The sequence below is a fragment of the Streptomyces sp. NPDC005648 genome (genome assembly GCF_040605395.1).
Lineage (GTDB): Bacteria > Actinomycetota > Actinomycetes > Streptomycetales > Streptomycetaceae > Streptomyces.
In genome coordinates this window covers 47,120-71,191 of the sequence record NZ_JBEXCS010000047.1, presented here as the reverse complement: position 1 = coordinate 71,191, position 24,072 = coordinate 47,120, and the positions used below count along the sequence as shown (strand labels likewise).

General features: G+C 72.3%; 19 protein-coding genes and 1 pseudogene. 9 read left to right on the top strand and 11 right to left on the bottom strand.

The annotated features are described in order from the left end of the window. The 4 genes from ABZT17_RS25625 to ABZT17_RS25610 form a co-directional block, all read right to left on the bottom strand. A partial coding sequence (locus ABZT17_RS25625; protein ID WP_356351925.1) for a fatty acyl-AMP ligase occupies positions 1 to 1,830 on the bottom strand: 1,830 nt, incomplete at its 3' end. Positions 1,831 to 1,852: 22 nt separating this feature from the next. Next, a complete protein-coding gene (locus tag ABZT17_RS25620; RefSeq protein ID WP_356351924.1) occupies positions 1,853 to 2,647 on the bottom strand; it encodes an alpha/beta fold hydrolase in 795 nt (264 codons plus the stop codon). Positions 2,648 to 2,850: 203 nt separating this feature from the next. Continuing rightward, the gene (locus tag ABZT17_RS25615; RefSeq protein ID WP_356351923.1) at positions 2,851 to 3,651 is read right to left on the bottom strand and encodes an AfsR/SARP family transcriptional regulator; all 801 of its coding nucleotides are present in this window, start codon (positions 3,649 to 3,651) and stop codon (positions 2,851 to 2,853) included. Positions 3,652 to 3,890: 239 nt separating this feature from the next. Continuing rightward, on the bottom strand, positions 3,891 to 4,850 hold the full coding sequence (locus tag ABZT17_RS25610) for an ABC transporter substrate-binding protein (protein WP_356351922.1): 960 nt from the start codon (positions 4,848 to 4,850) through the stop codon (positions 3,891 to 3,893). A 360-nt stretch (positions 4,851 to 5,210) separates the two neighbouring features. Between ABZT17_RS25610 and ABZT17_RS25605 the strand changes: the two genes are divergently transcribed. The 4 genes from ABZT17_RS25605 (at position 5,211) to ABZT17_RS25590 (ending at position 10,052) form a co-directional block, all read left to right on the top strand. After that, the gene (locus ABZT17_RS25605) at positions 5,211 to 8,471 is read left to right on the top strand and encodes an ATP-binding protein (RefSeq protein WP_356351921.1); all 3,261 of its coding nucleotides are present in this window, start codon (positions 5,211 to 5,213) and stop codon (positions 8,469 to 8,471) included. Next, the gene (locus ABZT17_RS25600) at positions 8,468 to 8,947 is read left to right on the top strand and encodes a roadblock/LC7 domain-containing protein (RefSeq protein WP_356351920.1); all 480 of its coding nucleotides are present in this window, start codon (positions 8,468 to 8,470) and stop codon (positions 8,945 to 8,947) included. Before ABZT17_RS25605 ends, ABZT17_RS25600 begins: the two co-directional genes overlap by 4 nt. A 96-nt stretch (positions 8,948 to 9,043) precedes the next feature. Further along, on the top strand, positions 9,044 to 9,463 hold the full coding sequence (locus ABZT17_RS25595) for a DUF742 domain-containing protein (RefSeq protein ID WP_356351919.1): 420 nt from the start codon (positions 9,044 to 9,046) through the stop codon (positions 9,461 to 9,463). Positions 9,464 to 9,524: 61 nt separating this feature from the next. Then, positions 9,525 to 10,052 (top strand): ATP/GTP-binding protein, encoded by a 528-nt coding sequence (locus ABZT17_RS25590; protein WP_356351928.1) that lies wholly within the window; start codon positions 9,525 to 9,527, stop codon positions 10,050 to 10,052. Positions 10,053 to 10,128: 76 nt separating this feature from the next. Here the strand turns inward: ABZT17_RS25590 and ABZT17_RS25585 are convergent, their stop codons facing one another. The 3 genes from ABZT17_RS25585 to ABZT17_RS25575 are packed head-to-tail and all read right to left on the bottom strand — an operon-like array spanning position 10,129 to position 12,664. After that, positions 10,129 to 10,800 carry an ABC transporter permease gene (locus ABZT17_RS25585; RefSeq protein WP_356351918.1) on the bottom strand — a complete coding sequence of 224 codons (672 nt, stop codon included), beginning with the start codon at positions 10,798 to 10,800 and terminating at the stop codon, positions 10,129 to 10,131. After that, positions 10,797 to 11,513 carry an ABC transporter permease gene (locus ABZT17_RS25580; protein ID WP_356351917.1) on the bottom strand — a complete coding sequence of 239 codons (717 nt, stop codon included), beginning with the start codon at positions 11,511 to 11,513 and terminating at the stop codon, positions 10,797 to 10,799. The genes ABZT17_RS25585 and ABZT17_RS25580 overlap by 4 nt, the downstream gene beginning before the upstream one ends. Further along, entirely contained in the window at positions 11,510 to 12,664 is a 1,155-nt protein-coding gene (locus ABZT17_RS25575; RefSeq protein ID WP_356351916.1) for an ABC transporter ATP-binding protein, read from the bottom strand. Before ABZT17_RS25575 ends, ABZT17_RS25580 begins: the two co-directional genes overlap by 4 nt. Before the next feature lie 297 nt (positions 12,665 to 12,961). Between ABZT17_RS25575 and ABZT17_RS25570 the strand changes: the two genes are divergently transcribed. Next, positions 12,962 to 15,088 (top strand): glycosyltransferase family 39 protein, encoded by a 2,127-nt coding sequence (locus ABZT17_RS25570; RefSeq protein WP_356351915.1) that lies wholly within the window; start codon positions 12,962 to 12,964, stop codon positions 15,086 to 15,088. A gap of 244 nt (positions 15,089 to 15,332) precedes the next feature. Here the strand turns inward: ABZT17_RS25570 and ABZT17_RS25565 are convergent, their stop codons facing one another. From ABZT17_RS25565 to ABZT17_RS25555, 3 genes are read right to left on the bottom strand one after another with little or no spacing between them, the layout of a single operon-like run. Further along, positions 15,333 to 16,070, bottom strand: a complete 738-nt coding sequence (locus ABZT17_RS25565) for an FAD:protein FMN transferase (RefSeq protein WP_356351914.1) — start codon at positions 16,068 to 16,070, stop codon at positions 15,333 to 15,335. 5 nt (positions 16,071 to 16,075) lie between these two features. Next, the gene (locus tag ABZT17_RS25560; protein WP_356351913.1) at positions 16,076 to 16,492 is read right to left on the bottom strand and encodes an FMN-binding protein; all 417 of its coding nucleotides are present in this window, start codon (positions 16,490 to 16,492) and stop codon (positions 16,076 to 16,078) included. An 18-nt stretch (positions 16,493 to 16,510) separates the two neighbouring features. After that, positions 16,511 to 17,851 (bottom strand): ferredoxin reductase family protein, encoded by a 1,341-nt coding sequence (locus ABZT17_RS25555; protein WP_356351912.1) that lies wholly within the window; start codon positions 17,849 to 17,851, stop codon positions 16,511 to 16,513. Between the two features lie 152 nt (positions 17,852 to 18,003). Here ABZT17_RS25555 and ABZT17_RS25550 point away from each other — a divergent pair, with 152 nt between their 5' ends. Then, positions 18,004 to 18,693 (top strand): response regulator transcription factor, encoded by a 690-nt coding sequence (locus ABZT17_RS25550; RefSeq protein ID WP_356351911.1) that lies wholly within the window; start codon positions 18,004 to 18,006, stop codon positions 18,691 to 18,693. Continuing rightward, positions 18,690 to 20,132, top strand: coding sequence for a HAMP domain-containing sensor histidine kinase (locus tag ABZT17_RS25545; protein ID WP_356351910.1), 1,443 nt, complete (start codon positions 18,690 to 18,692; stop codon positions 20,130 to 20,132). Before ABZT17_RS25550 ends, ABZT17_RS25545 begins: the two co-directional genes overlap by 4 nt. A gap of 43 nt (positions 20,133 to 20,175) precedes the next feature. Here ABZT17_RS25545 and ABZT17_RS25540 read toward each other — a convergent pair. Beyond that, positions 20,176 to 20,397 (bottom strand): annotated as a pseudogene (locus ABZT17_RS25540) (ATP-binding protein); the annotation flags it as partial. Positions 20,398 to 20,464: 67 nt separating this feature from the next. On the opposite strand from ABZT17_RS25540, the gene ABZT17_RS25535 reads away from it, so the two are divergent. Both ABZT17_RS25535 and ABZT17_RS25530 read left to right on the top strand, forming a co-directional pair. Continuing rightward, a complete protein-coding gene (locus tag ABZT17_RS25535) occupies positions 20,465 to 22,870 on the top strand; it encodes a beta-galactosidase (protein ID WP_356351909.1) in 2,406 nt (801 codons plus the stop codon). 74 nt (positions 22,871 to 22,944) lie between these two features. Continuing rightward, entirely contained in the window at positions 22,945 to 24,012 is a 1,068-nt protein-coding gene (locus tag ABZT17_RS25530) for a LacI family DNA-binding transcriptional regulator (protein ID WP_356351908.1), read from the top strand. Positions 24,013 to 24,072: the final 60 nt, after the last annotated feature.

Here is a 24,072-nt window from a genome sequence, read left to right as displayed (position 1 = left end):
CATCAGCTGCGCGAGCTGCGCAGGGACGCCGGCGGGCCGTCGTACCGCGAGATGGCCGAGGCCGCCGGGTTCTCCGCGACCACGCTCTCGCAGGCCGACCACCGCGTACAGCGGCGTGAGCGCCGCGGACAGGAACAGCCGCCGCATCAGGGTGCGCTGGATCTTGCCGCTGGTGGTGCGCCGCACGGTTCCGGCCGGGACCAGCAGTACGTTGCCCGCGGGGACCCCGAACTCGGCGGTGACGGCGTCCTGGACGCGCTCGACGAGTTCCCGCGCGCCTTCCCCGTCGCCCGCGTCGAGCCCGGCGGTCTCCTGGACGAGGACGAGCCGTTCGCGCCGGCCGTCGGCGGACCGCACGGCGAACGCGGCGCCCGTGCCGAGCGCGGGGTGTGCCGAGCGGGCGGCGGACTCCACGTCGTGCGGGTAGATGTTCCGTCCGTTGACCAGGATCATCTCCTTGAGCCTGCCGGTGACGTAGAGCTGTCCGTCGGCGAGCGCGCCGAGGTCCCCGGTGCGCAGCCAGCCGCCGGCGGGGGGCCGTTGGGCCCCCTCCGTCTCGTCGGCGAGGCGGGCGCCGAAGGTCTCGGCGGTGGCGTCCGGGCGTGCCCAGTAACCGTCGGCCACGCTCGGTCCGCGCAGCCAGATCTCCCCGACCCGCCCGGGCGGCACGGCGCGTGCCGTGTCCGGGTCGACGATCTGCACCTCGAAGTCCTCGGCGCGGACCACCCCGCTGCTCACCAGGGTGCGGGCCGGTGTCCCCGGCCGCGGCGCGGTGAGTTCGCCGGTCTCCAGGGCGGCCGGGTCGACGGCGCGGGTGGCCGGCGGGCCACCGCGCGGGGTGCCGGAGACCAGCAGGGTCGTCTCGGCCATGCCGTAGCACGGGAAGAACGCCTCGGGGCGGAAGCCGGCCGGGGCGAAGCGGCGGGTGAAGGCCTCGATGGTGTCGGCGCGCACCGGTTCGGCGCCGTTGCAGGCCGACTCCCAGCCCGAGAGGTCCAGCCGGGCCAGGTCGGCGTCCCTGACCCGGCGTACGCACATGTCGTACGCGAAGTTGGGCGCGGCGCCGATCGTGACGCCGTGGTCGCCGATCATCTCCAGCCAGCCGACGGGCCGGCGCAGGAACTCGGCGGGGTCCATCAGGGCGGCCCGCGCCCCCTGCCACAGCGGCTGCAGGACGTGCCCGATGAGCCCCATGTCGTGGTAGAGCGGCAGCCAGCTGCCGAAGCGGGAGCCGGGCGTCGCGCCCAGGGAGCGCGCGATGGCGGCCTCGTTGGCCATCAGGTTGCGGTGGGAGACCATCACGCCCTTGGGGGCGCTGGTGGAACCCGAGGTGTACTGGAGGAAGGCCAGGTCGTCGGGGCGCAGGCCGGGCTCCCGCCACTGCCCTGGATCGCCCGTGTCCGAGGCGTCGGTGGCCAGGCAGGGCACCCGCGCGAGGCCGCCGGCCGGCCCGGACCGCAGCTCCTCGGCCTGCCGTCCGGTGGTCAGTACGGCGCCGACGCCGGCGTCGGCGGCGATCCGGGCGAGCCGCTCCAGATGCCGCTCCCGGCCGGAGGGGAGCGGTGCGGGCACGGCGACGGCGCCCGCGTACAGACAGCCGGCGAAGGCCGTCACGAAGGACAGGTCCGAGGGGTACAGCAGCAGCACCTGCCGGCCGGTCAGACCGCGGTCCTGCAGCCACGAGGCGATGCCCCTGGCCCTCAGGTCCAGTTCGGCGTAGGTGATCCGGTCCACTCCGTCGGCCCGGACGAAGGCGAACGCCTCCGCCGGTCCGCGCTCCGCGGCCCGGGCCAGCACCCGCTCGGTGAAGGTCTCCTGACGTGTCATCATCTCGCCTCCGGGATACGGCCGTTCACGCGGACAGGGCGCCGGCGAGGGCCGGGGTGCGGGCGTACCGGCGGACCAGGCCCGCGAGTTCGCGCAGGAAGGCGTCCTCGTGGGCGCGGATGAAGAAGTGCCCGCCGGGCAGCACCCGCACCTCGCAGCCGCGTCCGGCGTGCCGCCGCCAGGCCACCACCTCGGGCACCGAGACCAGCCGGTCGCGGGCGCCGACGAACAGGTGCAGCGGCACCCGCACCGAGGCGGCGTCGGCCGGCACGGAGGCGGTGCACAGCAGCAGGTCGTCACGGGCGATGGGGAGCAGCGCGGACAGGAACTCGGGGTGGTCGAGGAGCACCCGCGGAATCCCGCCCAACGCGGCCAGGCCCTCGACCAGTTCGGCGTCGTCGGCGCCGGGGTCGGCGATGTCGGGCGCGGGCAGGTGCGGGGCGCGGTAGGAGCTCAGGGCCAGGGCGAGCGGGAGCGGGGCGCCGCGCCGCTGACGGCGGCAGGTGAGCGCGTACGCGATCAGGGCGCCCATGCTGTGCCCGTAGAAGAGATGGGGGTGGCTGAGCTCGTCGTCGAGCTGTTCGTCCAGGTCGGCGACGAGGGCGTGCAGATCGGTGAAGCGGGGCTCGTTGATCCGGCCCTCGCGGCCCGGCAGCTGCACCGGCAGCACCCGGGCCCCGGCGCCGTGGACGTCGAGGCCGCGCTGCCAGCGCCGGTAGGCGGACGCCCCGCCGCCCGCGTACGGGAAGCAGAACAGCCGCAGTCCGGGCTCGTCGACGTCCGCCGGGGACAGGGAAGTCAGGGACAGGTAACGCGTCATTCCGTTCCGCCTCGGGCTCGTCCGTTGTCAAGGAGCCCGCCGGGACCGGCCCGCGCTGCGTGGTCGCCGCGACGGCCGGCGGGCGGTGATCCGTCCGGGCCCCGAGGTGCGGACACGGGCGGATCACCGGCCCGGCCGGCCGGACACCTCGACGCACGGTCGGACGGGCCCCGGCAGGCATGTCCCGAGGGTGCGGGCGACCGCTAAAAGACAGCCAAACCGAAGGTCGGCGAGTCGAGCGCGGGGTCGTCGCGGAGCACCGCGTGGTGCAGCCGCTGAAGACGGTGCGAGGGCTCGATGCCGAGCTCGCTGACCAGGGAGTCGCGCAGCCTGCGGAACACCTCCAGCGCCTCGACCGAGCGGCCGCAGCGGTGCAGGGAGACGATCAGCAGCGCGTGCAGGCTCTCCTGCAGTGGGTAGCGGTCCGTCATCATGCCGAGTTCGCCGATCAGTTCGGCGTGCCGGCCGAGCTGCAGATAGGCGCTGCTCCGGTTCTCCAGGGCGCCGCGGCGCACCTCGTCCAGCCGTCGGGTCTCGGAGCGCAGCACCGGCCCGGTCCGTACGTCGGCCAGGGCGGGCCCCCGCCAGACCTCCAGGGCACGGTCCAGGACCGTCGCCGCCTGCGCGGCCTCCCGCCGGGCCAGCGCCCGCTGTCCGTCCAGGGTCAGCCGCTCGAAGGAGCGGGCGTCGGTCTCCGCGCCGGGCAGGTCGAGGACGTAGCCGGTGTGGGTACGGCTCAGCAGCTCCTTGGCGTCGGGGCCGCCGGCGGGGACGAGCGCCGTGGACAGCGCGCGCCGCAGCTGCTTCACATACGTCTGCACCACGTCGGTGGGGCGGCCGGGAGGCGTGTCGTCCCACAGTTCCCGCGCGATGGCGTCCAGCGACACATGCCGGCCCAGGTTGGCCGCGAGCAGCGCGAGCACCTGGCGCGGCTTGGCCGCGCTGGGTACGAGGGACGTGCCGTGGACCGTCACCACGAGCGGCCCGAGAACCTTGACCTCCATCTCCGTGGCTCCTTCCACCCCGTGAAGGCCTGTCGCGGCCTCCTGGACGACGGTCGCACACGCGCCGACGGAGCCGACAGGTAGCGCCGCACGCGTTCACCGTGAATCCGTCGGTGGGCCGTATGTGAGATCTTCATGTCCGGCTGGTCAGGGGCCGCACAGCACGACGCGGGCGCACCCGGTTTCCCGGGGCACCCGCGTCGGGCGGACGGTGGGACGGCGGCGCCGTCCGGCCGTCGTCAGGCCAGGCCGGCCGACTTCAGCCAGGCCTTGGCGACATCCAGCGGGTCCTTGTTCTCGAGCTGGACCTGGGAGTCGAGTTCGAGCAGGGCCTTGGTGTCGAGCTTGGCCGAGACCGCGTTGAGGGCGGCGACGCCGTCCGAGGACAGACCGCTCTTGTAGACCAGCGGCTGCACGTTCTCGAAGCCGAAGAGGTTCTTCGGGTCCTGGAGGACGACGAACTTCTCCTTGATGACGTTCGGGTCCGTGGTGAAGATGTCCGCGGCCTGCACGGTGTCCTTCGTCAGCGCGGCGAGCGTCAGGGGGCCGCCCGCGTCCAGCGCCTTGAAGCCCTTGAACTCCAGGCCGTAGACCGACTTCAGGCCCACCAGGCCCTGCTGCCGGGTCTGGAACTCCGGCGAGGCGCCGATGGTCAGGTCCTTCGCGATGTCCTTGAGGTCCGCGATGGAGGAGTCCGAGGTCAGCTTGTACTTGTCGGCGGTGGCCTTGTTGACCGTCACCGAGTCCTTGTCCTGCGCCGAGGCGGGGTCGAGGAGGGTCAGCTTGGAGTCCAGCTTGGCCTCGATCGCGGCCGTGGTCGCCTCGACCGTCTTCGGCGTGGCCTTCGGGTCGAGGTAGGCGAGCAGCGCGCCGTTGTACTCCGGCAGCACCGTGATGGAGCCGTTCTTCAGCAGACCGTAGGTGGTCTCGCGGCTGCCGATGTTCGGCTTGTAGGTGACCTTGACACCCTTGGCCTTGAGGGCCTCGCCGTAGATGTCGGCGATCAGGATGGATTCGGCGAAGTTGTTGGAGCCGACGACGACCGTCTTGCCGTCGGACTTGCCGCCCCCGTCGAGAGGGTTCGACTTGTTGTCGTTCGAGGAGCCACATCCCGCCAGCAGGGCCGTGGTCGCGGCGAGCGCGACGGCCGCCGCGGGGTAGCTCTTGATGGACCTGCTGCGTGGGGCTTTGGAAGTCACGATTCCCGTTCCGGACTCGGGGGATTGATGAGAGACATGCTCTGCCACTGATCCAATCCAGCCAGTTCTCACTCAGTCAAGAGCAGCCCGGTCACCAATTGGCCTCAATGCGTGATCAGTTGTGAATACGGTGTGAACAGCGCGGGGTGGATCCGGAGGCGCTTTGTAACGGATTCTTGACGTAGGGCAACGCACTTGATCGTTCAATGAGGCGGTAGTCTCACGCAAGTTGGCGTCGGTCACAGCGGTGTACGGGGGCTGCTGCGGTGTCATCCGCACCTTTTCTTCTTGATCCAGTATCGATCAGAATCGGTCATACGCAACTTGACGCATGACCGAGATCCCCGTGAAGGAGGCCCGGTGTCCACGAACGAGGTGGACGCGCCGCCCCGGTCGGCTCCGCCGCAGGTCAAAGGCGATGGTCCGCGGGGCTTCGCCGACCGGTGGCCGTTCCGGCTCAAGCTCAACCTCCTGGTCGGCATCCCGCTGGCCGTCGTGGCCGCGCTGCTCTCCTATCTGATCGCCGACCAGGTGGGCCAGGCGCGGGACGCGGCGTCCGCGGCGGACCTGGTGCGCAACAGCGAGCAGGTGGCCGCGCTCGTCAACGACCTGGAGAGCGAGCACCAGCTGGCGATCCTGCTGTCCGTGCGCTACGAGGCGGGCGGCAAGGGCGTCGAGTCCACGCTCGCCGGCTACCGCGCGGCGCAGAAGAAGGTGGACACGCAGATCGCGAAGGTGCGTGCCGCCTTCGGCGATTCGATGCCGGACAGCGAGGCGCAGGCGCTCAAGGAGGTCGAGGGCCTCACCAGCCTGCGCGGGACCGTGGAGCAGAGCTATCTGCCCGCGAGCAACATCGACCCGGCCTACAACAACGCGGCCAAGACCGTGATCGGCGGGCTGAGCCTGGACCGCAACTCGGAGCTCGCGGCCACCTTCACCGGCAACCTCCTCGACTCCCTGCTGCGCGCCGACGCCGCGCACGGCTCCTTCGAGACCGGGGTGTTCTCGGCGACGACCGGTGACACCAACGCGCAGATCGAGTTCACGACCGCCGTCGGCGCCTACGAGCTGTACACCAACCAGGTCGAGCGGTTCGCCCGGTTCGCCACCGACCAGCAGGCCGACGAGCTGTCGGGCATCGAGCACACCGACGCCCAGCGGGACATCGCCGAGGCGTACGCCGAGCTCCAGGTCGCCCCGAGCACGCTCCAGGCGACCACACCGGGCGAGATCAAGTCCGCGTTCCAGGACGCGCTGAGCGACTATCCCGCCTACCCCGAGCAGGCCGAGGCCCGGCTGAAGATCACCTCGTCGCTGATCGACCAGATCGCCGACGGCGCGGACAGCGCCTCCACGGACGCCTGGTGGCGGGCCGGTCTGCTGCTGACCGCGGCCCTGCTCGGGTTCGTCCTGTGGCTCGCCTTCTCCGTCCTGATCCGCCGCTCGGTGGTGCGGCCCGTGATGGCCCTCACCGCTGCCGCGCAGGAGGTCGCCGAGGTGGCCGGCCGTGAACTCGCCCGGGTCGCCGACGACGACGAGGACGACAGCCCGCCCAGGCTGCGCGAGGTGCCGGTCACCGCGGACGACGAGATCGGCGAACTGGCCGAGGTGTTCAACCGGGTCCAGACGACCGCCATCGCGCTCCTCGAACGCCAGGTCCTCAGCCGCCGCAACGTCGCCGAGATGTTCGGCAACGTCGGCCGCCGGGTCAGCAACCTCACCACCCGTCAGCTGGCCCTCATCGACGCGGTGGAACGGGGCGAGACCGACCCCGCGCTCCTCGAACGCCTCTACTCCATCGACCACATCGCGGTACGACTGCGCCGCAACGCCGACAGTCTGATGCTGCTGGCCGGTATCCGCGAGACGGTCCTCGACTCCGGGCCGACGGCGCTCACCAACGTCGTACGCGCCGCGCTCGGCCAGATCGAGGGCTTCCAGCGGGTGCAGCTGCACGCGCGTACCGAGGTCATGGTCGAGCCGGACATCATCGGCGACCTCACCCTGATGGTGGCCGAACTCATCGAGAACGCGGTGTCGTTCTCGCCCGCGGGCAGCCCGGTCGAGGTGTACGTGCGCGACACCACCGGTGCGGAGTCGGCGGGCGGCGCGACCATCGTGATCGCCGACCACGGCCTCGGCATCAGCGCCGACCGCCTCGCCGAGGAGAACGCCCGGCTCATCCGCCGCGAACGCCTGGACGTCGTACCGACGAAGGTCCTCGGCCTGTTCGTGGTCGGCACCCTGGCCCGCCGCTGGGACGTCGCCGTGACGCTGTCGCGCACGCCGGGCGGCGGTGTGACGGCCGAGGTCTCGGTGCCCGCTTCGCTGCTGCTGGCGATGAGCCCGATGGGGACCGTCTCCGGCGGCACGGCGAGGAAACCCGCTTCCCGCGGTACGGCGGCCGGCACCGTGGCGCGGACGCCGGGCGACCTGCCGGTACGCGGAGCCGGCGGCCGTTCCGCAGCCGCGATCCCGACCGGCGACCGGCAGAGCTACGAACCCTCCGGCCACGGGGCCGAGGACGGGCTCGGTCCCGGCCCGCGTGCCGGTGCCGCCGCCCAGAACGGCACCGCCCGCAACGGCCACCCCGGCCCGCTCCCGCGCCGGGTGCCCCGCCGGGAGACGGACCCGCCCGAGACCCCGGCCACGGCGTCCACACCCCCGTCGGACCCGACCCAGAGCACCTACTCGACCGAAGCACCCACCGAGTACATACCGGACACGGCCGCGGACACGGCGTCCGCGCCCGCGTCGGAACCGGCCCCGAACAGCTACTCGACCGAAGCACCCACGGGGTACATACCCGGCACGACCGCGGACACGGCGTCCACCCTCCCGTCGGAACCGGCCCGGAACAGCTACGTGTCCGAAGCACCCACCGGGTACACAACGGGCACGACCGCGGACACGGCGTCCGCTCCCCCGTCGGAACCGGCAGCGAGCGGCCGCGTGGCCGGCACACCCACCGGGACCGCACCGGTCACATCCGCCGACTCGGCATACGCCGACCCGGCGGACTCGGACCCCCGTGCGTACCCGGCCGGCGCGCCCGACACCTCCAGCCCCGCGCCGGACACGGCACGCCCCGTTCCCTCGTGGGCGAGGACGGACGCGGACTCGAACCGGGTACCGGGCGGCACCGACCCGGTGCCGGGATCGGGAGACTCCGGCCCCGCGCAGCCCCCCTTCATTCCTCAGGCCCGATCCGAGGTGGTCGCCGGCGTGACCCACTCCCGCCCCGACGACGTAACCCCCGGTCGCTCGGGCGGTGTTGATCGACAGGTATCGTCTTCCCAGGTCACACCGGGCCAGACAACGCCGTCCGCGCACGCATCCGGTGTCCTGGGCGACAGCCCCCGGCCCCTGCGGCGTCGGGTGCGCGGTGCCACTCTCCACACGACCGTCGACGCCGCCGCCCAGTACGCGGCCCGGCAGGTCGCCCGGCCCGCCGACGCGGACGCCGTGCGGGACTCGCTCGACGAGTTCGAGGCGGCCGTGGAGCGGGCCAACCGTGACAGCCGGGCGGAGACCGACCGGACCGGCACGGGCGACGACGCCCCCAGGACCACCACCCACCCGCACCACCAGAACCACCTCCCGGAAGGAGCCGAGCAGTGAGCACGTCGACAGGCGACACTCCCCACGCGGGAGCCACCACGCCGGCCGAACTGCAGGCCGCCGCAGCCGACTTCACCTGGCTGCTGAATCGATTCGCGACCGAGACCGCGGGCGTCGTGGACGCCATCGCCGTCTCCTCCGACGGGCTGCTCATCGCCGTCTCCGAGCTGCGCGAGCACGCCGACTCCGAGCGGCTGGCCGCGATCGTCTCCGGCATCACGAGCCTGGCCGCCGGCGCCTCCGGCAACTACGGCCTGGGCGGCCTCAACAAGGTCATCATCGACCTGGAGGGCGGCCATGTCCTGGTCTCCGCGATCGGCAGCGGCGCCGTCCTCGGCGTCGTCACCGACAAGGAGGCCAAGCTGGGCAACATCGCCTACGAGATGACGCTGTTCGCCAACCGGGCCGGCAGCGCGCTCAGCCCCCAGCTCGTGCTCCAGCTCAAGAACAGCGTCGGCGCCGCAACAGCGCGCTGACCGGTCGCCCGCCCGAAGGCGGGTCCGGGACAGGTCCGTGACCAGGTCCGGTCCTGGCCAGGTGCCCAGGGCGCGGTCGAGGAGGAAGAGAAAGCCATGGCGGACGGCTCACCACCGCCGGACGGCCCGGAACCGGTCGGTCCCGCCCCCGCCGTACGGCCGTTCCTGGTCACCGCCGGCCGGGTCGCGCCCACCGCGTCCGGCCGGCCGGTACCGGTGGAGACCCAGGTGGTGGCCACCGCCGAGGGCCTCGCCGTACTCGACGACCTCGCCTTCGAGCAGCACGACATCGTCGCCGCCTGCCGCCGGCCGCAGTCCGTCGCGGAACTCGCGGCCCGGCTGCGACTGCACCTCAACGTCGTACGGGTCCTCGCCGAGGACCTGCGCGCCGCCGGACATCTGGTGGTGCACGTCCCCGACTCCGGCGTCACCCACGACGCCTCCGTCCTGCGCAGGGTGATCGACGCCCTGCGTGCCATCCCCGACTCCCGAGGGGTACTCCGTGACAGCGACTGAACCGGCCGGCACCATCCAGGCCGCCTCGGTGGCCGCCGTAAGACCGCCGCTGCCGGTCAAAATGGTGATCGCGGGCGGCTTCGGCGTGGGCAAGACCACCGCCGTGGGCTCCATCTCCGAGATCGAGCCGCTGACCACCGAGGCCGCCATCACGGAGGTCGCGGCGGGCGTGGACGACCTCAGCCACACCCCGCGCAAGACCACCACGACCGTGGCGATGGACTTCGGCTGCCTCACCATCGACCCGACCCTGAAGCTGTATCTGTTCGGCACCCCCGGTCAGGAGCGGTTCGGGTTCATGTGGGACGACATCGTCGAGGGCGCCGTCGGCGGTCTCGTCATCGTCGACACCCGGCGGCTCGACGACTGCTATGCCGCCGTCGACTACTTCGAGCACAAGCAGATACCGTTCGCGGTCGCCGTGAACGCGTTCGACGGCAAGGTGGAGCACACGCTGGACGAGGTGCGGTGGGCGCTGGATGTCGCCGAGCGGGTGCCGGTGCTGGTGTTCGACGCGCGGGAGCGGGGTTCCGTGCGGGACGCTCTGCTGGTGGTGCTGGAGCTCGCGCTGGCCCGTTCGGGCGGGTGACGACACGGGAAGCCCCCGTCGGCCGACGGACATCTCACGGCCGACGGGGGCTTCTTCCTGAACGGCCCCGCGCCCCTCACAGGGCGCTTCTGCGGACCCCCGGTGAGACCGTGAAGCGTGCCACCAGTCCGAAGAACCCCAGCGTGACCAGGGCCAGGACGGCCACCAGGCTCGCGCCGCCCACGACCTTCTCGTAGTTGCGCTGGTAGAGGCCGTCGACGATGTAGCGACCGAGGCCGCCGAGGGAGACGTACGCGGCGATCGTGGCCGTGGAGACGATCTGGATGGCCGCCGAGCGCAGGCCGCTGAGGATCAGCGGGAGGGCGACCGGGAGTTCCACCTGGAAGAGCACCCGGGACTCCGCCATGCCCATGCCCCGGGCCGCGTCGACCGGGGACGGGTCGACCGAGCGGACCGCCTCGTACGTCGTGACCAGGATCGGGGGGACGGCCAGGACGACCAGCGGGATCATCACCGGGGTGAGGCCGAGTCCCAGCAGGACGAACATCAGGACCAGCAGGCCGAAGCTGGGCAGGGCGCGGCCGGCCGTGGCGACGAAGGCGACCGTGTTGCCGCCGCGGCCGGTGTGGCCGGTGAGCAGGCCGACCGGGAGGCCGATGGCGGCGGCGATGGCGAGGGCGATCAGGGAGTACTGGACGTGCTCGCGCAGCCGGGTGGGGATGCCGTCGTAGCCGTGCCAGTGGGAGCCGTCGCTGAAGAAGGAGTTGATGTAGTGGAGGACGTTCATCGGACGGCGTCCTCCAGTACGGCCGTGACGGGTTCGGGTTCGGGTTCGTCCACGGGACGTGGCTTGCGGGTGCCGCGCGGCATCCACGGCGTCACCAGGAGCCGTACGAGGACCAGCAGCGCGTCGGCGAGGATGGCGAGGACGGCCGTACCGATGACGGAGAGCCACACCAGGCGGTTCTGGTGGTAGATCATGCCGTCGTTGAGGAGGTTGCCGAGCCCGCCCTGGTTGCCGATCAGCATGCCGACGGAGACGAGGGAGATGCTGGAGACGGTCGCCACGCGCAGACCCGCGATGATCGCGGGCGCCGCGATCGGCAGCTGGACCTGGAAGTAGCGGCGGACCGGCCCGAGGCCCATGGCCGTTGCCGCGTCGAGCGTCTCCTGCGGCACCGAGCGCACCCCGTCGACGATCGCGGGGACGAACACCACCAGGCTGTAGACGCCCAGCGGGATCATCACGGTCGTCTCGGTCTGGCCGGTGTAGTCGATGAGGACGACGAAGAACGCCAGTGACGGGATGGCGTAGAGGATGGTCGTCACCCACAGCACCGGCGGGTACAACCACCGCAGCCGCACGCAGAGTTGGGCGACCGGCAGCGCCACCAGCAGTCCGACCACGACCGGGATCAGCGCCTCGCGCAGATGCTGGCCGACCAGCCCCCAGTAGGTGTTCTGGAGGTCGCTCGGGATGTCGAAGAGGCCGGCGCTCATCCGACGACCTTCTCGTCACCGAGTCCGCGCCCGCCGAGACCGCCGCGGCCCTCGGCGTGGGCGGCGCGGATGGCCTCGCCGATCGACTGCTGGGAGACCACGCCGGTGACGCGGCCGTCGGCACCGACGGCGACGGCCCAGCCGGTCGGCGAGAGCACGGCACCGTCGAGGGCGGCCCGCAGGGACTCCTCACCGTGTGTGAAGGGGCGGCCGTGGGAGAGGAGCCGGGCGGGGTCGATGGCGCCGGCGGTCAGCCGGCCCGGCTCGCCCCAGCCGAGGGGCCTGCCGTCCACGTCGGTGACCAGGAGATAGGGCACGTCCGGGGTGCTGCGCTCGGCGATCTGCTCGGCGGTGGCGTCGAGGGCGACGATCGGGGTGGTGCGCAGGTCGAGGCCCGCGGAGCCGAAGAAGGACAGCCGCCGGATGCCCCGGTCGGCGCCGAGGAAGTCCTCGACGAAGGCGTTCGCCGGGTGGGACAGCAGTTCGGCGGGCGGCGCGAACTGGGCGAGATGGCCGCCGGTGCGCATCACCGCGACCATGGTGCCGATCTTCACGGCCTCGTCGATGTCATGGGTGACGAAGACGATGGTCTTGCCCAACTCGTCCTGGATACGCAGCAGTTCGTCCTGAAGGCCCTTGCGGACCACGGGGTCGACCGCCGAGAACGGCTCGTCCATCAGCAGCACCGGCGGGTCCGCGGCGAGCGCCCGCGCCACCCCGACGCGCTGCTGCTGACCGCCGGAGAGCTGGTACGGGTACCGCTTGGCGAGGGCCCCGTCGAGGCCCACCCGCTCCATCAGCTCCCGGGCCCGCGCCCGCGCCTTCCCCTTGTCCCAGCCGAGCAGCCGGGGCACGGTGGCGATGTTGTCGATGATCGTCCGGTGCTGGAAGAGCCCGGCGTTCTGGATGACGTACCCCATGGACCGCCGCAGCGTGTTCACCGGCTGCTGTGTGATGTCCTTGCCGTCGATGGTGATCGTGCCCTCGCTCGGCTCGATCATCCGGTTGATCATGCGCAGCGTGGTCGTCTTGCCGCAGCCGGACGGGCCGACGAAAACGGTGATCGCGCGGTCGGGGATCTCCAGGGAGAGGTTGTCGACCGCCACCGTGCCGTCCGGGTAGCGCTTGGTGACTGAATCTATCCGTATCAAAACGCCGAATACCCTTCGGGTCTGGCAGAGGCCGCATTCTGCGTGGCCTCGGTCGCACGGGCCGTTGGAGGCAGAGTCTAGACCTCCTGTGTTGCCGAATTCAGTCGGGACTTTGGCGAAATCCGCTATGCACGCGGACAGAGATCACTCTGTGACCTGTCCGTGAGTCCACTGATTCTCACTCCCCGCTCAGAAGCCGCTCAGCGACCGCACAGGGAGGCCCCCGATCGTCATGCCCATGAACGACGGCGTCCCGCCCGCCCGGGCGAAGGCCTCTTCCCACCTGGAGTACTCGTCATGACGACCCTCGCACCGCCTCCCGCGCCCGCCCAGGAGGGCAGGCACCGGGCCGCCGCCCCGCCCGCCGCGTCCCGTGCCAGGAGGCTCCTGCTGGGCGCTCCCGAGGACCCGCGCTGGGCCCGCCCCGCCCTGTGGGCGATCCTGCTCCTGGCGACGGCCCTGTACGCCTGGAACCTCTCCTCCGTCACCGGCAACACCTTCTACGACGCGGCCGTCTACTCCGGCACGAAGAGCTGGAAGGCGTTCTTCTTCGGGGCGCTGGACTCCGGCAGCTTCATCACCGTCGACAAGCCGCCGTTCGCGCTGTGGGTGATGGGGCTGTCGGCCCGCGTCCTCGGCTTCGGCACCTGGCAGCTGATGCTGCCGATGGTGGCCGTGGGCACGGGGTCGGTGGCCCTGCTCCACCGGCTGGTCAAGCGGGACTTCGGAGTCGTGGCCGGCACCGTCGCCGCGCTGGCCCTGGCGCTCACCCCGATCACCGTCGCCATCAACCGCGACACCAACCCGGACCCGATCCTGGTCTTCCTGATGCTGCTCGGGGCCGCCGCGTTGCTGAAGTCCGTGCGTACCGGCCGGCTGATGCCGCTGGTGTGGTCGGCCGTCGCGATCGGCTTCGCGTTCAACACCAAGATGATGCAGGCGTACGTCGTCCTGCCCGCGTTCTTCCTGGTCTACCTGTGGGCGGCGGACGTCTCCCTCGGCAGGCGCCTGCGCAACCTCGCTGTGGCGACGGTGGCGTTGGTCGTCTCCAGCGCCTGGTGGATGGTGATCGTCGACCTGATCCCGGCCTCCGCGCGCCCCTACATCGGCGGCTCCACCGACAACACCGTCTGGGACCTCGTCATCGGCTACAACGGCTTCGGCCGTATCTTCGGGGCGAGTTCGTCGGTCGGCGCGCAGGGCAACGGCGCCAGCTTCGGTGGTTCGGCGGGCTTCCACCGGTTGTTCAACGACATCATGGGCGGCCAGATCTCCTGGCTGATCCCCTTCGCCGCCATCGCCCTGACCGGCGGACTGGTGCTGCGCGGACGGGCGCCGCGTACGGACCCCCGGCGGGCCGCGCTGATGCTCTGGGGCGGCTGGTTCGTCCTGCACTATCTGACCTTCTCGCTCGCCGAGGGCACCTTCCACCCGTACTACGTCACCGCCATGGCGCCGGGTGTCGCGGCGCTGGCCGGTGCCGGCGGGGTCATGCTGTTCAAGGCCTTCAAGGAGGGCCCGGCGGCGGTGGGGGTCCCCCCGCGCGAGCGCGTTCGAGCGTGGGGGAGGGGCTGGGCGTTTCCGGCCGCGATCGCGGCCGGCTCGGTCTGGGCGATCGTCCTGCTCCGGCGGGTCTCCGGCTCCGGCACGCTCTACACGGTCGCGGAGATCACCGTCGGCCTCGCGGGTACGGCCGCGGTGCTCGGTCTGGTGGCCGGACGGTTCATGAAGCGGCGGAAGCTGGTCGGCCTCGCGGCGCTCGCGGCCGTCGTGGCCCTGCTCGCCGGTCCGGCCGCCTACTCGGTCTCGGCGGCGACGACCGCGAGCGGCAACGGCACCAACCCGACGGCCGGCCCCGACACCGGAGGCGGTATGGGCGGTGGCAAGGGCGGTGCGCCGAGCGGCGCCAGGAGCGGCAGCGCACCGAGCGGCAACGCCCCGAGCGGGTCCGGCAGTTCCGGCGGCTCCGGTCGGTCGATGGGGCAGGCCCCCTCCGGCAGCGGCTCCGACTCCTCGTCGACCGGCGGCTCTTCGTCCGCCTCCGAGTCCGGGGAGCAGGGTGGCGGCCAGGCGGGCGGCGGCATGGGCGGTGGCGTCTCCTCGGCGATGATCACGTACCTGAAGAAGCACCAGGACGGCGCCACTTGGCTGGTCGCGGTGGCCACGGACCAGACGGCCTCCTCGATCATCCTGGAGTCCGGCCGACCGGTGATCTCCATGGGCGGCTGGTCCGGCAGCGACGACGCGATGACCCTGGCCAAGCTGAAGAGCCTGGTGAAGTCCGGCAAGCTGCACTACATCGTGGTCAGCGGCGACGGCGGCCGGTCCACGGACTCGGAGATCTCGACCTGGGTCGAGAAGCACGGCACGGCCGTGAGCGCCTACAGCGGCCTCTACCGCCTCGACGCCTCCGACGTCAGCTGATCCTTCCCTCCCCCACCCCCAGCGGGCGGGCCGCCGGACTCCCCCGCCGGCGGCCCGCCCCGCCGCATGAGCCCGACGACGACCGCGACGACACCGGCGTCCGCAAGGCGGAACACCGTACACAGCTCACCCCCGAACCGGTCGAGGACCCCGCCGGCGTCCACGCCGATCTCCGCAGCCGTCCCGGCCTCGGCCAGGTCGTCCTGCCGGGCACGCGGCCGGGCCCCCGGCGGCCCGCACCGCCTCACACGGCCGATGCGGTGGCGGCCACCGGAAAGCCCTCGGTCCGCAGCACCTGCCCGTCCTCGTCCACCGCGAACACCTCGCACCCCGGCAACGAGGCGGCCCATCCGACGCCCTCGACGCCCATGGCGAAGGCCGCCGTGGCCACCGAGTCCGCCTCCGTCAGTGAGGACGCGACGACCGTCATGCTCGACAGCCCCGTCGCCGCCCGCCCGGTCCGCCCGTCGATGATGTGGTCGCCCCGCTCGTAGCGGGCGGACGTCGCCACCGCCCCGTCGCTCAGCTCCAGGACCACGCACAGCTTGTCGGCGTGGACGGGATGCCGTACGCCCACTCGCCAGGGCCCGCCGGCGGCGACCACATCGCCCCCGGCGTTCAGTACGAAGCGCCGTGCCCCGGCGGCCCTGAGCAGATCGGCCGCCCGCTGCACCGACCAGCCCTTGACCACCGCGCACGGGTCGAGCCCGCGCCCCGGCAGCCGTACGTCGAACGCGCCGCCCGTGGCGACCCGGTAGTGCTCGCACAGGGCGAGTACCTCGGTCAACTCATCGCTGAGTTCGCCGAGTTCGAGTTCTTCCCGGCCGTAGCGGGACACCTCGCTGTCGGCTCTGAACGGGCTGAACCGGGCGTCGACCTCGCGCAGCCACGCGAAGACGGCGTCTCCCGCCGCCTGGGTGACGTGCGGGTCGTCGACCCGCAGCGAGACCGGGAACCCCATCACGTGTTCGACGCGGTGCATACCGGTCAGCCCTTCGCGTCGATGGCCGCCTGCAGGGACTGCTTGTAGGCGTCGCTGGTGATGGTCGCGCCGGACACCGTGTCGATGTCCGCGCTCTGCGCCTTCAGCGTCTCGGAGATCAGCACCGGCACGGCCGCCGTCGTCTGCGGATGATTCGGCTGCTGGAGGAACTTCACCGCGGTGATCTTCTCCCCCTCGAAGGTCACCTGGACCTGGACGGGGCCCTTCTCCGTCCGGATCGTCGTGCCCTTGACGCTGGTGCCGGAGGTGGTGCCGGACGTGGTGCCGCCCGCCGAGGAGGACGTGGACGGCGTCGGGGCCGACGGGGTGGTGGATGTCGTACCGCCGATCGAGGGCTCGTAGCGCCAGACCGGGACCAGGCCGGCGATGCTGAGGACGACGACGGGTATGGCTCGCTTCACTGTGGTTCCCCGTCTTCCTCAGCCGGCCAGGCTGAAGCGCTCGAAGTGGATCTGCCGCTTGGGCACGCCCAGGTCGCCCAGGGTGCGCAGCACCGCGTTCATCATGGGCGGCGGTCCGCACAGGAACACGTCGCGGTCGCCGATGTCCGGGACCAGGCGGGCCAGCTCGCGCGGCGCCAGCCGGTCGGGGACCGGCGGGCCGGTGACCAGGTGCAGCTCGGCGCCCTTGGCGAGGGCCAGCTCGCGCAGCTCGTCGTGGAGGACGGCGTCGCGTTCCCCGGCGACGCGGTAGACGACGACCGCGTGGCCCTCGATGTCCTCCAGGATGGCCCGGATGGGGGTGACGCCGACACCGCCGGCGATGAGGAGGGACTCGGTCTTCGTGCGGTGCAGGGTGGTGAAGGCGCCGTAGGGGCCCTCCGCGAAGACGCGGGTGCCGACCTTGAGGTGGCGCAGGGCCGCGCTGCCGTCGCCGGCCGCCTTGGCGGTGAGGCGGAGCGTGCGGCCGTCGGGGGCGGCGGAGAGGGAGAAGGGGTTGGCCTGCCACCAGCGGTCGCGGGTCAGGAAGCGCCAGAGGAAGAACTGGCCGGCCCGGGCGGGCAGCTTGTCGAGGTCCTTGCCGGTGATGTGGACCGACACGACGTTGTCCGACTCGGGCACCACCGCCGAGACCCGGAACTGGTGGCGGGTGTTGCGCCGCAGCGGCAGCACGGCACGGCCGAGGACGACCGCGCCGAGGGCCACGCCCCACACCCCGTACCAGTACGTCTTCGCGGCCGGGGACGAGGTGAACGTGGTCCCGACCGCCACCTGGTGGGTGAAGGCCAGGACCACCGCGACATAGGTGTACAGGTGGATGAAGTGCCAGGTCTCGTAGGCGAGGCGGCGGCGGGCGGAGCGGGCGGAGACCGCGCCGACCACGAGGATGATCCCGAGGGCGACGATCGCGCGGAGCACGCCCTCCGTGGTCTCGGCGAGGTCGACCAGCTCGCCGACCGGGCCGACGCCCGCTCCGTCGGCGTACCCGAAGGTGATGAAGACGGCGTGCGCCAGCAGGGTCCACAGCAGGGCGAAGCCGGTCCAGCGGTGCCAGGAGGTCAGCCGGTCCATGCCGATGCGGCGGTCGAGCCACGGCAGACGGGCCACCAGGACCAGCTGGAAGGCCATGACAAGGGCGCCGTAGACACCGAAGAGGCGGCCGATCACGATCAGCGCGTTGGAGGCGGCGAAGCCGGGTTGGACGAAGAAGTAGGTGACCACGGCCGCGTTCACGGCGAGCACGGCGAACAGGCCGGTACGGGCCACCACCCTGGGCCGTATCGCCGTGGGGGGCGCGGGGGGCGATTGGACGGTCGTCACGGGACGGCAGCTCCTTGATCGGGTCCTGGGTGACCGAGCTTGGCCTGTGGGAGCTGTCGAAAACCTGTCGTACAACTTACAAGTACTTATCGATGTGCCGGCTGTGGGCCCGACCCCATGGCCCGGTAGGCCGCGTGCCGCACTATGAGCGGGTGGAAAAAGTACGTCTCCTCGTCGTCGACGACGACCCGCCCATCGCCGATCTCGTCGCGACCGTCGCCCGCTACGAGGGCTGGGACGCGGTCACCGCGAACACCGGTGAGGAGGCGCTGCTGCTGGCCGGTGAGTTCCGTCCGGACATCGTGGTGCTCGACCTGATGCTGCCGGACGTGGACGGCTTCGGCGTGCTCGACCGGCTGCGGCGGTCCGGGACGATGGTGCCGGTGGTGTTCCTGACCGCGCGGGACGGGGTCGCCGACCGGGTCGCGGGGCTCACCCGGGGCGGGGACGACTACCTGGTCAAGCCGTTCGCGGTGGAGGAGCTGATGGCGCGGCTGCGGACGGTGCTGCGGCGCAGCGCGGGCCCCGGCTTCACGCGGTCGGTGCTGCGGGTGGCGGATCTGACGATGGACGAGGACACCCGCGAGGTCCGCCGCGGCGACAGGCTCCTGACGCTCACCCCCACCGAGTACGAGGTGCTGCGCTTCCTGATGCGCAAGTCGCCGACCGTGATGACGAAGGCGCAGATCCTCGACCATGTGTGGGAGTACGGCTTCGGGGGCCGCTCGAACGTCGTCGAGCTGGTCGTCAGCCGGCTGCGCCGCAAGCTGGACGACACGGGCGAGCCGCTGATCCAGACGGTTCGGGGCTTCGGGTACGTCGTCCGGCAGGCGGCCGAGTGATCGGGCGGCTTCGGCGGACGTACCGCAGGCTCCGGCTCGGCACCCGCCTCGCCCTGGGGCTCGGGGCGCTGGCCCTGGTCGTCTTCGCCGTCGTCGGCACGGCGCTGACGACGTACATGCGCGACTATCTCTCGAACCAGCTCGACGACCAGCTGGGGCTGGCCCAGACCGCGCAGTCCAAGAGCATCGCGGAGAACGGCACACTGCAGGGCAAAAAGTACTACCGCTGGTACTACGCGGTGTACGACGTCTCGGACGGCAGGGCGGTGCTGCGCAAGCCCGAGGAGCCCGGCGACCTGCCCGAGGACATCGCCCCGCTGACCGCCCTGGCCACGGCGCAGGCCGCCGGGGACACCGAGCTGCTGCGGACCGCCGACCTCGGCCGCGACGGCGAGTACCGGCTGCGGGCCTGCGAGGTGACGCCCGGGGTGGTGCTGATCAGCGGGGCGCCGACGGACGACATCGACGCCACGGTACGGCGGCTGATCACGGTCCAGGTGATCGCCTTCGGCCTGGCCCTCCTCGCCCTGGTGCTCTTCGGCCGCCGTATGCTCCGCCGGGGCCTGAACCCGCTGAGCGACATGGCCCACACGGCGCACGGCATCGCCTCGCACGACCTGACCGAGTCGGCGTCGAGGCTCCCGCTGCGCGCCGGTGAGCGGGGCGGCGGGCCGGAGGTGGAGGAGCTGCGCACCGCCTTCAACACCATGCTGGAGCACATCGACGACTCGCTCGCGGTCCGCGCGGAGGCGGAACAGCGTCTGCGCCGTTTCGTCGCCGACGCCTCGCACGAGCTGCGCACGCCCCTGATGTCGGTACGGGGCTACGCGGACCTCTTCCAGTACGCCGCCGCCAACGCCCCCGGGGAACGCGACAAGCACCTGGCGCGGCTGCGTGCCGAGGCCGCCCGGATGGGCGTGCTCCTGGACGACCTGCTGCTGCTCGCCCGGCTGGACGCGGCGGAGGTGGAGGCGCCGCTGCGGCTGCGGGACGCGGACCTGGTGGAACTGGTCGAGGAGGCGGCGGCGGCCTTCCGCGCGAGCCACCCCGGACGCCCCCTGACGGTGACCGCCGTCCCGGCGACGCTGAAACTGCGCGTCGATCCCCACCGCGTCCGCCAGGTCCTGGACAACCTCCTCACCAACGCGGCCGTGCACACCCCGGCCGGCACTCCGGTCTCGGTGCGGGTGGCGCTGGAGCGGGACACCGCCCGGGTACGGGTCGAGGACTCCGGCCCGGGCATCCCGCCCGGCGACCGGCAACGGGTCTTCGACCGCTTCTACCGCGTGGACAAGGCCCGCAGCCGCGACCGCGGCGGCAGCGGTCTGGGCCTGTCGGTGGCCAGCGCCCTGATCCGCGCCCAGGGCGGCACCATCGAGGTGGACAGCGAGCCGGGGGCGACGGTGTTCACGGTGGTGCTGCCGGTGCGGGAGGGCTGAGGGACGGAACCCCTCGTCCGGGCGACAGGGCCTTTAGGCCGGTTCAGGGCAGCGGCTGTTCGGTCCGGATGACCTTGCCCTCCGGGGTGTACCGCGTCCCCCGGCGCTCCGTGAGCCGGGCGACCAGGAACAGGCCTCGGCCGCCCTCGTCCTCGGTTCGGGCGCGGCGCGGACGGAGAGAGGTGCCGGATCCGTCGGAGACCTCGCAGACGAGATCGCGGTCGCGCAGCAGGCGGAGCTGGACGGGGCCGTCGGCGTGACGGACCCCGCCAACCGGCCTATGTTACCGGTAACAACAGCACATTCATCCTCGGCCGCACGGAGAAGCCCTGATGCCCCGACCGCGCCATCTGCGTCTCCCCACCCCCTCCGCACCCCCGCTGACCGGCCATCTCCCGTTCGCCGACGCCTCCGGCGTCCCCGACCCGATCGAGGTGACCAGCCGGTGGCTCACCCGCGGCGGCCGCCCCTGGTTCCCGGTCTCCGGTGAGTTCCACTACTCCCGCCACCCCGCCGCCGCCTGGTCGGAGGAGCTGCTGAAGATGAAGGCGGCCGGGGTGACGGCCGTCGCGAGCTATGTGATCTGGATCCACCACGAGGAGACCGAGGGCCGCCTCCGCTTCGACGGCGATCGCGACCTGCGCCGCTTCGCCGAGCTCTGCGCCCGCCACGGCCTGGACTTCATCCCCCGGATCGGCCCCTGGTCCCACGCGGAGGTAAGGGGCGGGGGCCTGCCCGACTGGCTCCTGGCCCGCGACTGCACGCCCCGCACCGACGATCCCGCCTATCTGGAACCGGTCCGCACCTGGTTCACGGCCATCGCCGAGCAACTCCACGGCCTCGACCGCGCCCACGGCGGCCCGATCATCGCCCTCCAGATCGAGAACGAGCTCTACGACCAGCCCGCCCATCTGCTCACCCTGAAGCGGATGGCGCAGGACGCCGGGCTCTCGGCGCCCCTGTGGACGTCCACGGCCTGGGGCGGGGTCCGCCTCCCGCCGGACGAACTGCTCCCCCTCTACGGCGGCTACCCCGAGACCTTCTGGACCGAGGCCGACGGCGGCTGGCCCGACACCTGCCGCAAGCACTTCTTCTTCACCCACCAGCGCGACGACGAGGGCATCGGCGCCGATCTGCGCCCCACCACCGTGCGGGGCGCCGCCCCGGACGCCTTCGCGGACCGGTTCCCCTGGGCCACCTGCGAGCTGGGCGGCGGCATGGCGGTCGCCTACCACCGACGGCCCCGGGTGGAGGCCGCCGACATCGGGGCCCTGGCGCTCACGAAGATCGGCTGCGGCTCGGTCTGGCAGGGCTACTACATGTTCCACGGCGGCACCAACCCGGCCGGCGCGCTCACGTCCCTCCAGGAGTCCCACGCCACCGGCTACCCGAACGACCTGCCGATCCTGACCTACGACTTCCAGGCGCCCCTCGGCGAGCACGGCCAGTACCGCCCCTCGTACCACGAACTCCGGCTCCAGCACCTGCTGCTGGCGGAGTACGGCCATCTGATCGCCCCGATGGAGTCGGTGCTTCCCGCGCTTCCCGGTGAGCGGCCGGCAGGCCAGGACGACAGGGACACCCTGCGCTGGGCCGTGCGCTCCGACGGCGCCTCGGGCTTCCTGTTCGTCAACAACCACCAGCCGCACGAGCCGCTGCCGGACCACCCGGAGACCTCGTTCGTCCTCGAACTCCCCGACGGCTCGGGTCGGTTGACCCTGCCCAGCACCCCCGTCACCGTCCCCTCCGGCGCCTACTTCTGCTGGCCGCTGCGGCTCGATGTCGGGGGCCTGCGCCTGGAGTGGGCGACCGCGCAGCCGGTGTGCACGGTCGAGGCGGACGGCCGTACGGTCCTGGTGCTGGCCGCGACCGACGGCATCGACCCCGAACTCGCCCTGGACGCCCGGACGGCGGTCTCGGTCAGGACACCGTCGGGCGAGGCCGCTCCGGTGGGCGACCGTGTCCTGGTCACGGGAGTTCGCCCCGGTACCGACGCGCTCGTCGAGGTCGACACGGCGGACGGGGGACGGGTCGGGCTGCTGGTCCTGGACGCGGCGACGGCACGGACCCTGTACCGGGGTGCGGCGTGGGGGGCCGAACGGCTGGTGCTGTGCGCGGACGGGGTCGTGTTCGACGAGGGCGGCGGGGGCGGAGGCCAGGGCGAGGTGCGGCTGCGCAGCAGGGCCGCCCGGCCGTCGTTCGCGGTGTTCCCGAGGCCCGTACGGACTCCGGAGGCCGGCGGGGCCGCGGCCGTACGGGAGGAGGTGGACGGGGTGTTCACGCGCTGCACGATCGAGCCCGCCGAGCACGTCGAGGCCCCCGCCGTGTCCGTCACGCTCACCCGGCCCGCGGGGGAGGCGCCCGCGCCCGTGACGGGCGTACTCGGCCGGGCGAGCGTTCCCGCGGACGAGTGCTTCGACACCTCGGCGGCCGAATACCTCGTCGATGTGCCGCCTGGTCTCCCGAGCGGCACGATCCTGCGGATCCGCTGGACCGGGGACGTGGCACGGGCGTACGTGGGCGAGAGGCTCGTGGCCGATCAGTTCTTCTCGGGGCGGGTGTGGGACATCGGCCTCGACCGGCTGCCGGCGGGTTCCCCGCTGCGCCTGCGGGTGCTGCCGCTGGCCGCCGACGCCCCGGTGTACGTGCCCGAGCGGGTGCGCGCGGCCACGGGGACGGCGGCTGTCCTGGGGGCCGAGTGGGTCACCCTACGCACGTGGGCGGTGCGGGAGGGCTGAGGGCGCCCGTGGGCGGGCCGCGCCTATGCTGTGGGCCCCGTCCGCCGACCGTGTCCAGCCGAGGAACAGCCGCCATGACCGCCGACCCCGCAGACGACTCCGCCGCCCCCAGGGCGCGTCGCCGGCGGAACTTCGCGGGCGCGCGGCCCGTGATGGACGACGTGGCGAGGCTCGCCGGGGTCTCCAAGCAGACGGTCTCCCGGGTGCTCAACGACCATCCGTCCGTGCGCCCCGAGACCCGGGAGTCGGTCACGGCGGCCATGCGGTCGCTCGGCTACCGGCCCAGCCGCAGCGCCCGCTCGCTGGCCAGCGGCCGGACCCGGATGCTCGGTGTGATCTCCTTCGACGCCGCCCGCTACGGGCCCGCCTCCGTCCTGACGGCGATCAACACCGCGGCCCAGGAGGCCGGTTACCTGGTCAGCTCGATCGCCCTGGACACGGCCGACCGGGACACGGTCGTACGGGCGCTGGACCGGCTGTCGGCCGAGGGTGCCGACGGCGTCCTCGCGATCGCCCCGCAGCGCCGGGTGGGCCGGGCGCTGACCGAGGCGCGTGCGGACATTCCGCTGGTGGTGCTGGAGAGCGAGGCCGGGGGCGGCGCGGCGGTCGTCACCGCCGACTCGCGCACCGGCGCCCGTGAGGCCACCGGGCATCTGCTGGCCCTGGGCCACCGTACGGTCCACCATCTCGCGGGCCCGGACGGCTGGACCTCCGCGGACCAGCGGCTGGCGAGCTGGCGGGAGACCCTGACGGCGGCCGGCGCCGAGCTCCCCGAGCCGCTGTTCGGCGACTGGAGCGCGGGCTCCGGCTACGAGCTCGGCCGTGTGCTCGCCGGACGCCCGGACGTCACCGCGGTGTTCGCCTCCAACGACCAGATGGCGCTCGGTGTCCTGCACGCCCTGCACGAGGCGGGCCGCCCGGTGCCGGACGAGGTGAGCGTCGTCGGCTACGACGACATCCCCGAGGCGGCGCATCTGCTCCCGCCTTTGACGACCGTACGCACGGATTTCGCCGAGATCGGCGTCCGTTCGCTGCGGCTTCTGCTGAACCGGGTGGAGGGCCGCACCGGGCCCACGCCCGTGGAGCCCCTGGTGCCCGTGGAGCTCGTGGTCCGCCGCAGCAGCGGACCCGCGCCCCATTGAATGCTCCATTCAGCATCTCTAGCATCATCCGGTGGATGCATTCACCCATGGCTCAGGAGA

What these genes read in the sequence shown, in the direction of transcription:
- ABZT17_RS25530 (WP_356351908.1), top strand. Translation starts at nt 22,945, where the DNA reads ATGACCGCCGACCCCGCAGACGACTCCGCCGCCCCCAGGGCGCGTCGC.
- ABZT17_RS25615 (WP_356351923.1), bottom strand. Translation starts at nt 3,651, where the DNA reads ATGGAGGTCAAGGTTCTCGGGCCGCTCGTGGTGACGGTCCACGGCACG.
- ABZT17_RS25595 (WP_356351919.1), top strand. Translation starts at nt 9,044, where the DNA reads ATGGCGGACGGCTCACCACCGCCGGACGGCCCGGAACCGGTCGGTCCC.
- ABZT17_RS25580 (WP_356351917.1), bottom strand. Translation starts at nt 11,513, where the DNA reads ATGAGCGCCGGCCTCTTCGACATCCCGAGCGACCTCCAGAACACCTAC.
- ABZT17_RS25570 (WP_356351915.1), top strand. Translation starts at nt 12,962, where the DNA reads ATGACGACCCTCGCACCGCCTCCCGCGCCCGCCCAGGAGGGCAGGCAC.
- ABZT17_RS25535 (WP_356351909.1), top strand. Translation starts at nt 20,465, where the DNA reads ATGCCCCGACCGCGCCATCTGCGTCTCCCCACCCCCTCCGCACCCCCG.
- ABZT17_RS25620 (WP_356351924.1), bottom strand. Translation starts at nt 2,647, where the DNA reads ATGACGCGTTACCTGTCCCTGACTTCCCTGTCCCCGGCGGACGTCGAC.
- ABZT17_RS25590 (WP_356351928.1), top strand. Translation starts at nt 9,525, where the DNA reads ATGGTGATCGCGGGCGGCTTCGGCGTGGGCAAGACCACCGCCGTGGGC.
- ABZT17_RS25565 (WP_356351914.1), bottom strand. Translation starts at nt 16,070, where the DNA reads ATGCACCGCGTCGAACACGTGATGGGGTTCCCGGTCTCGCTGCGGGTC.
- ABZT17_RS25585 (WP_356351918.1), bottom strand. Translation starts at nt 10,800, where the DNA reads ATGAACGTCCTCCACTACATCAACTCCTTCTTCAGCGACGGCTCCCAC.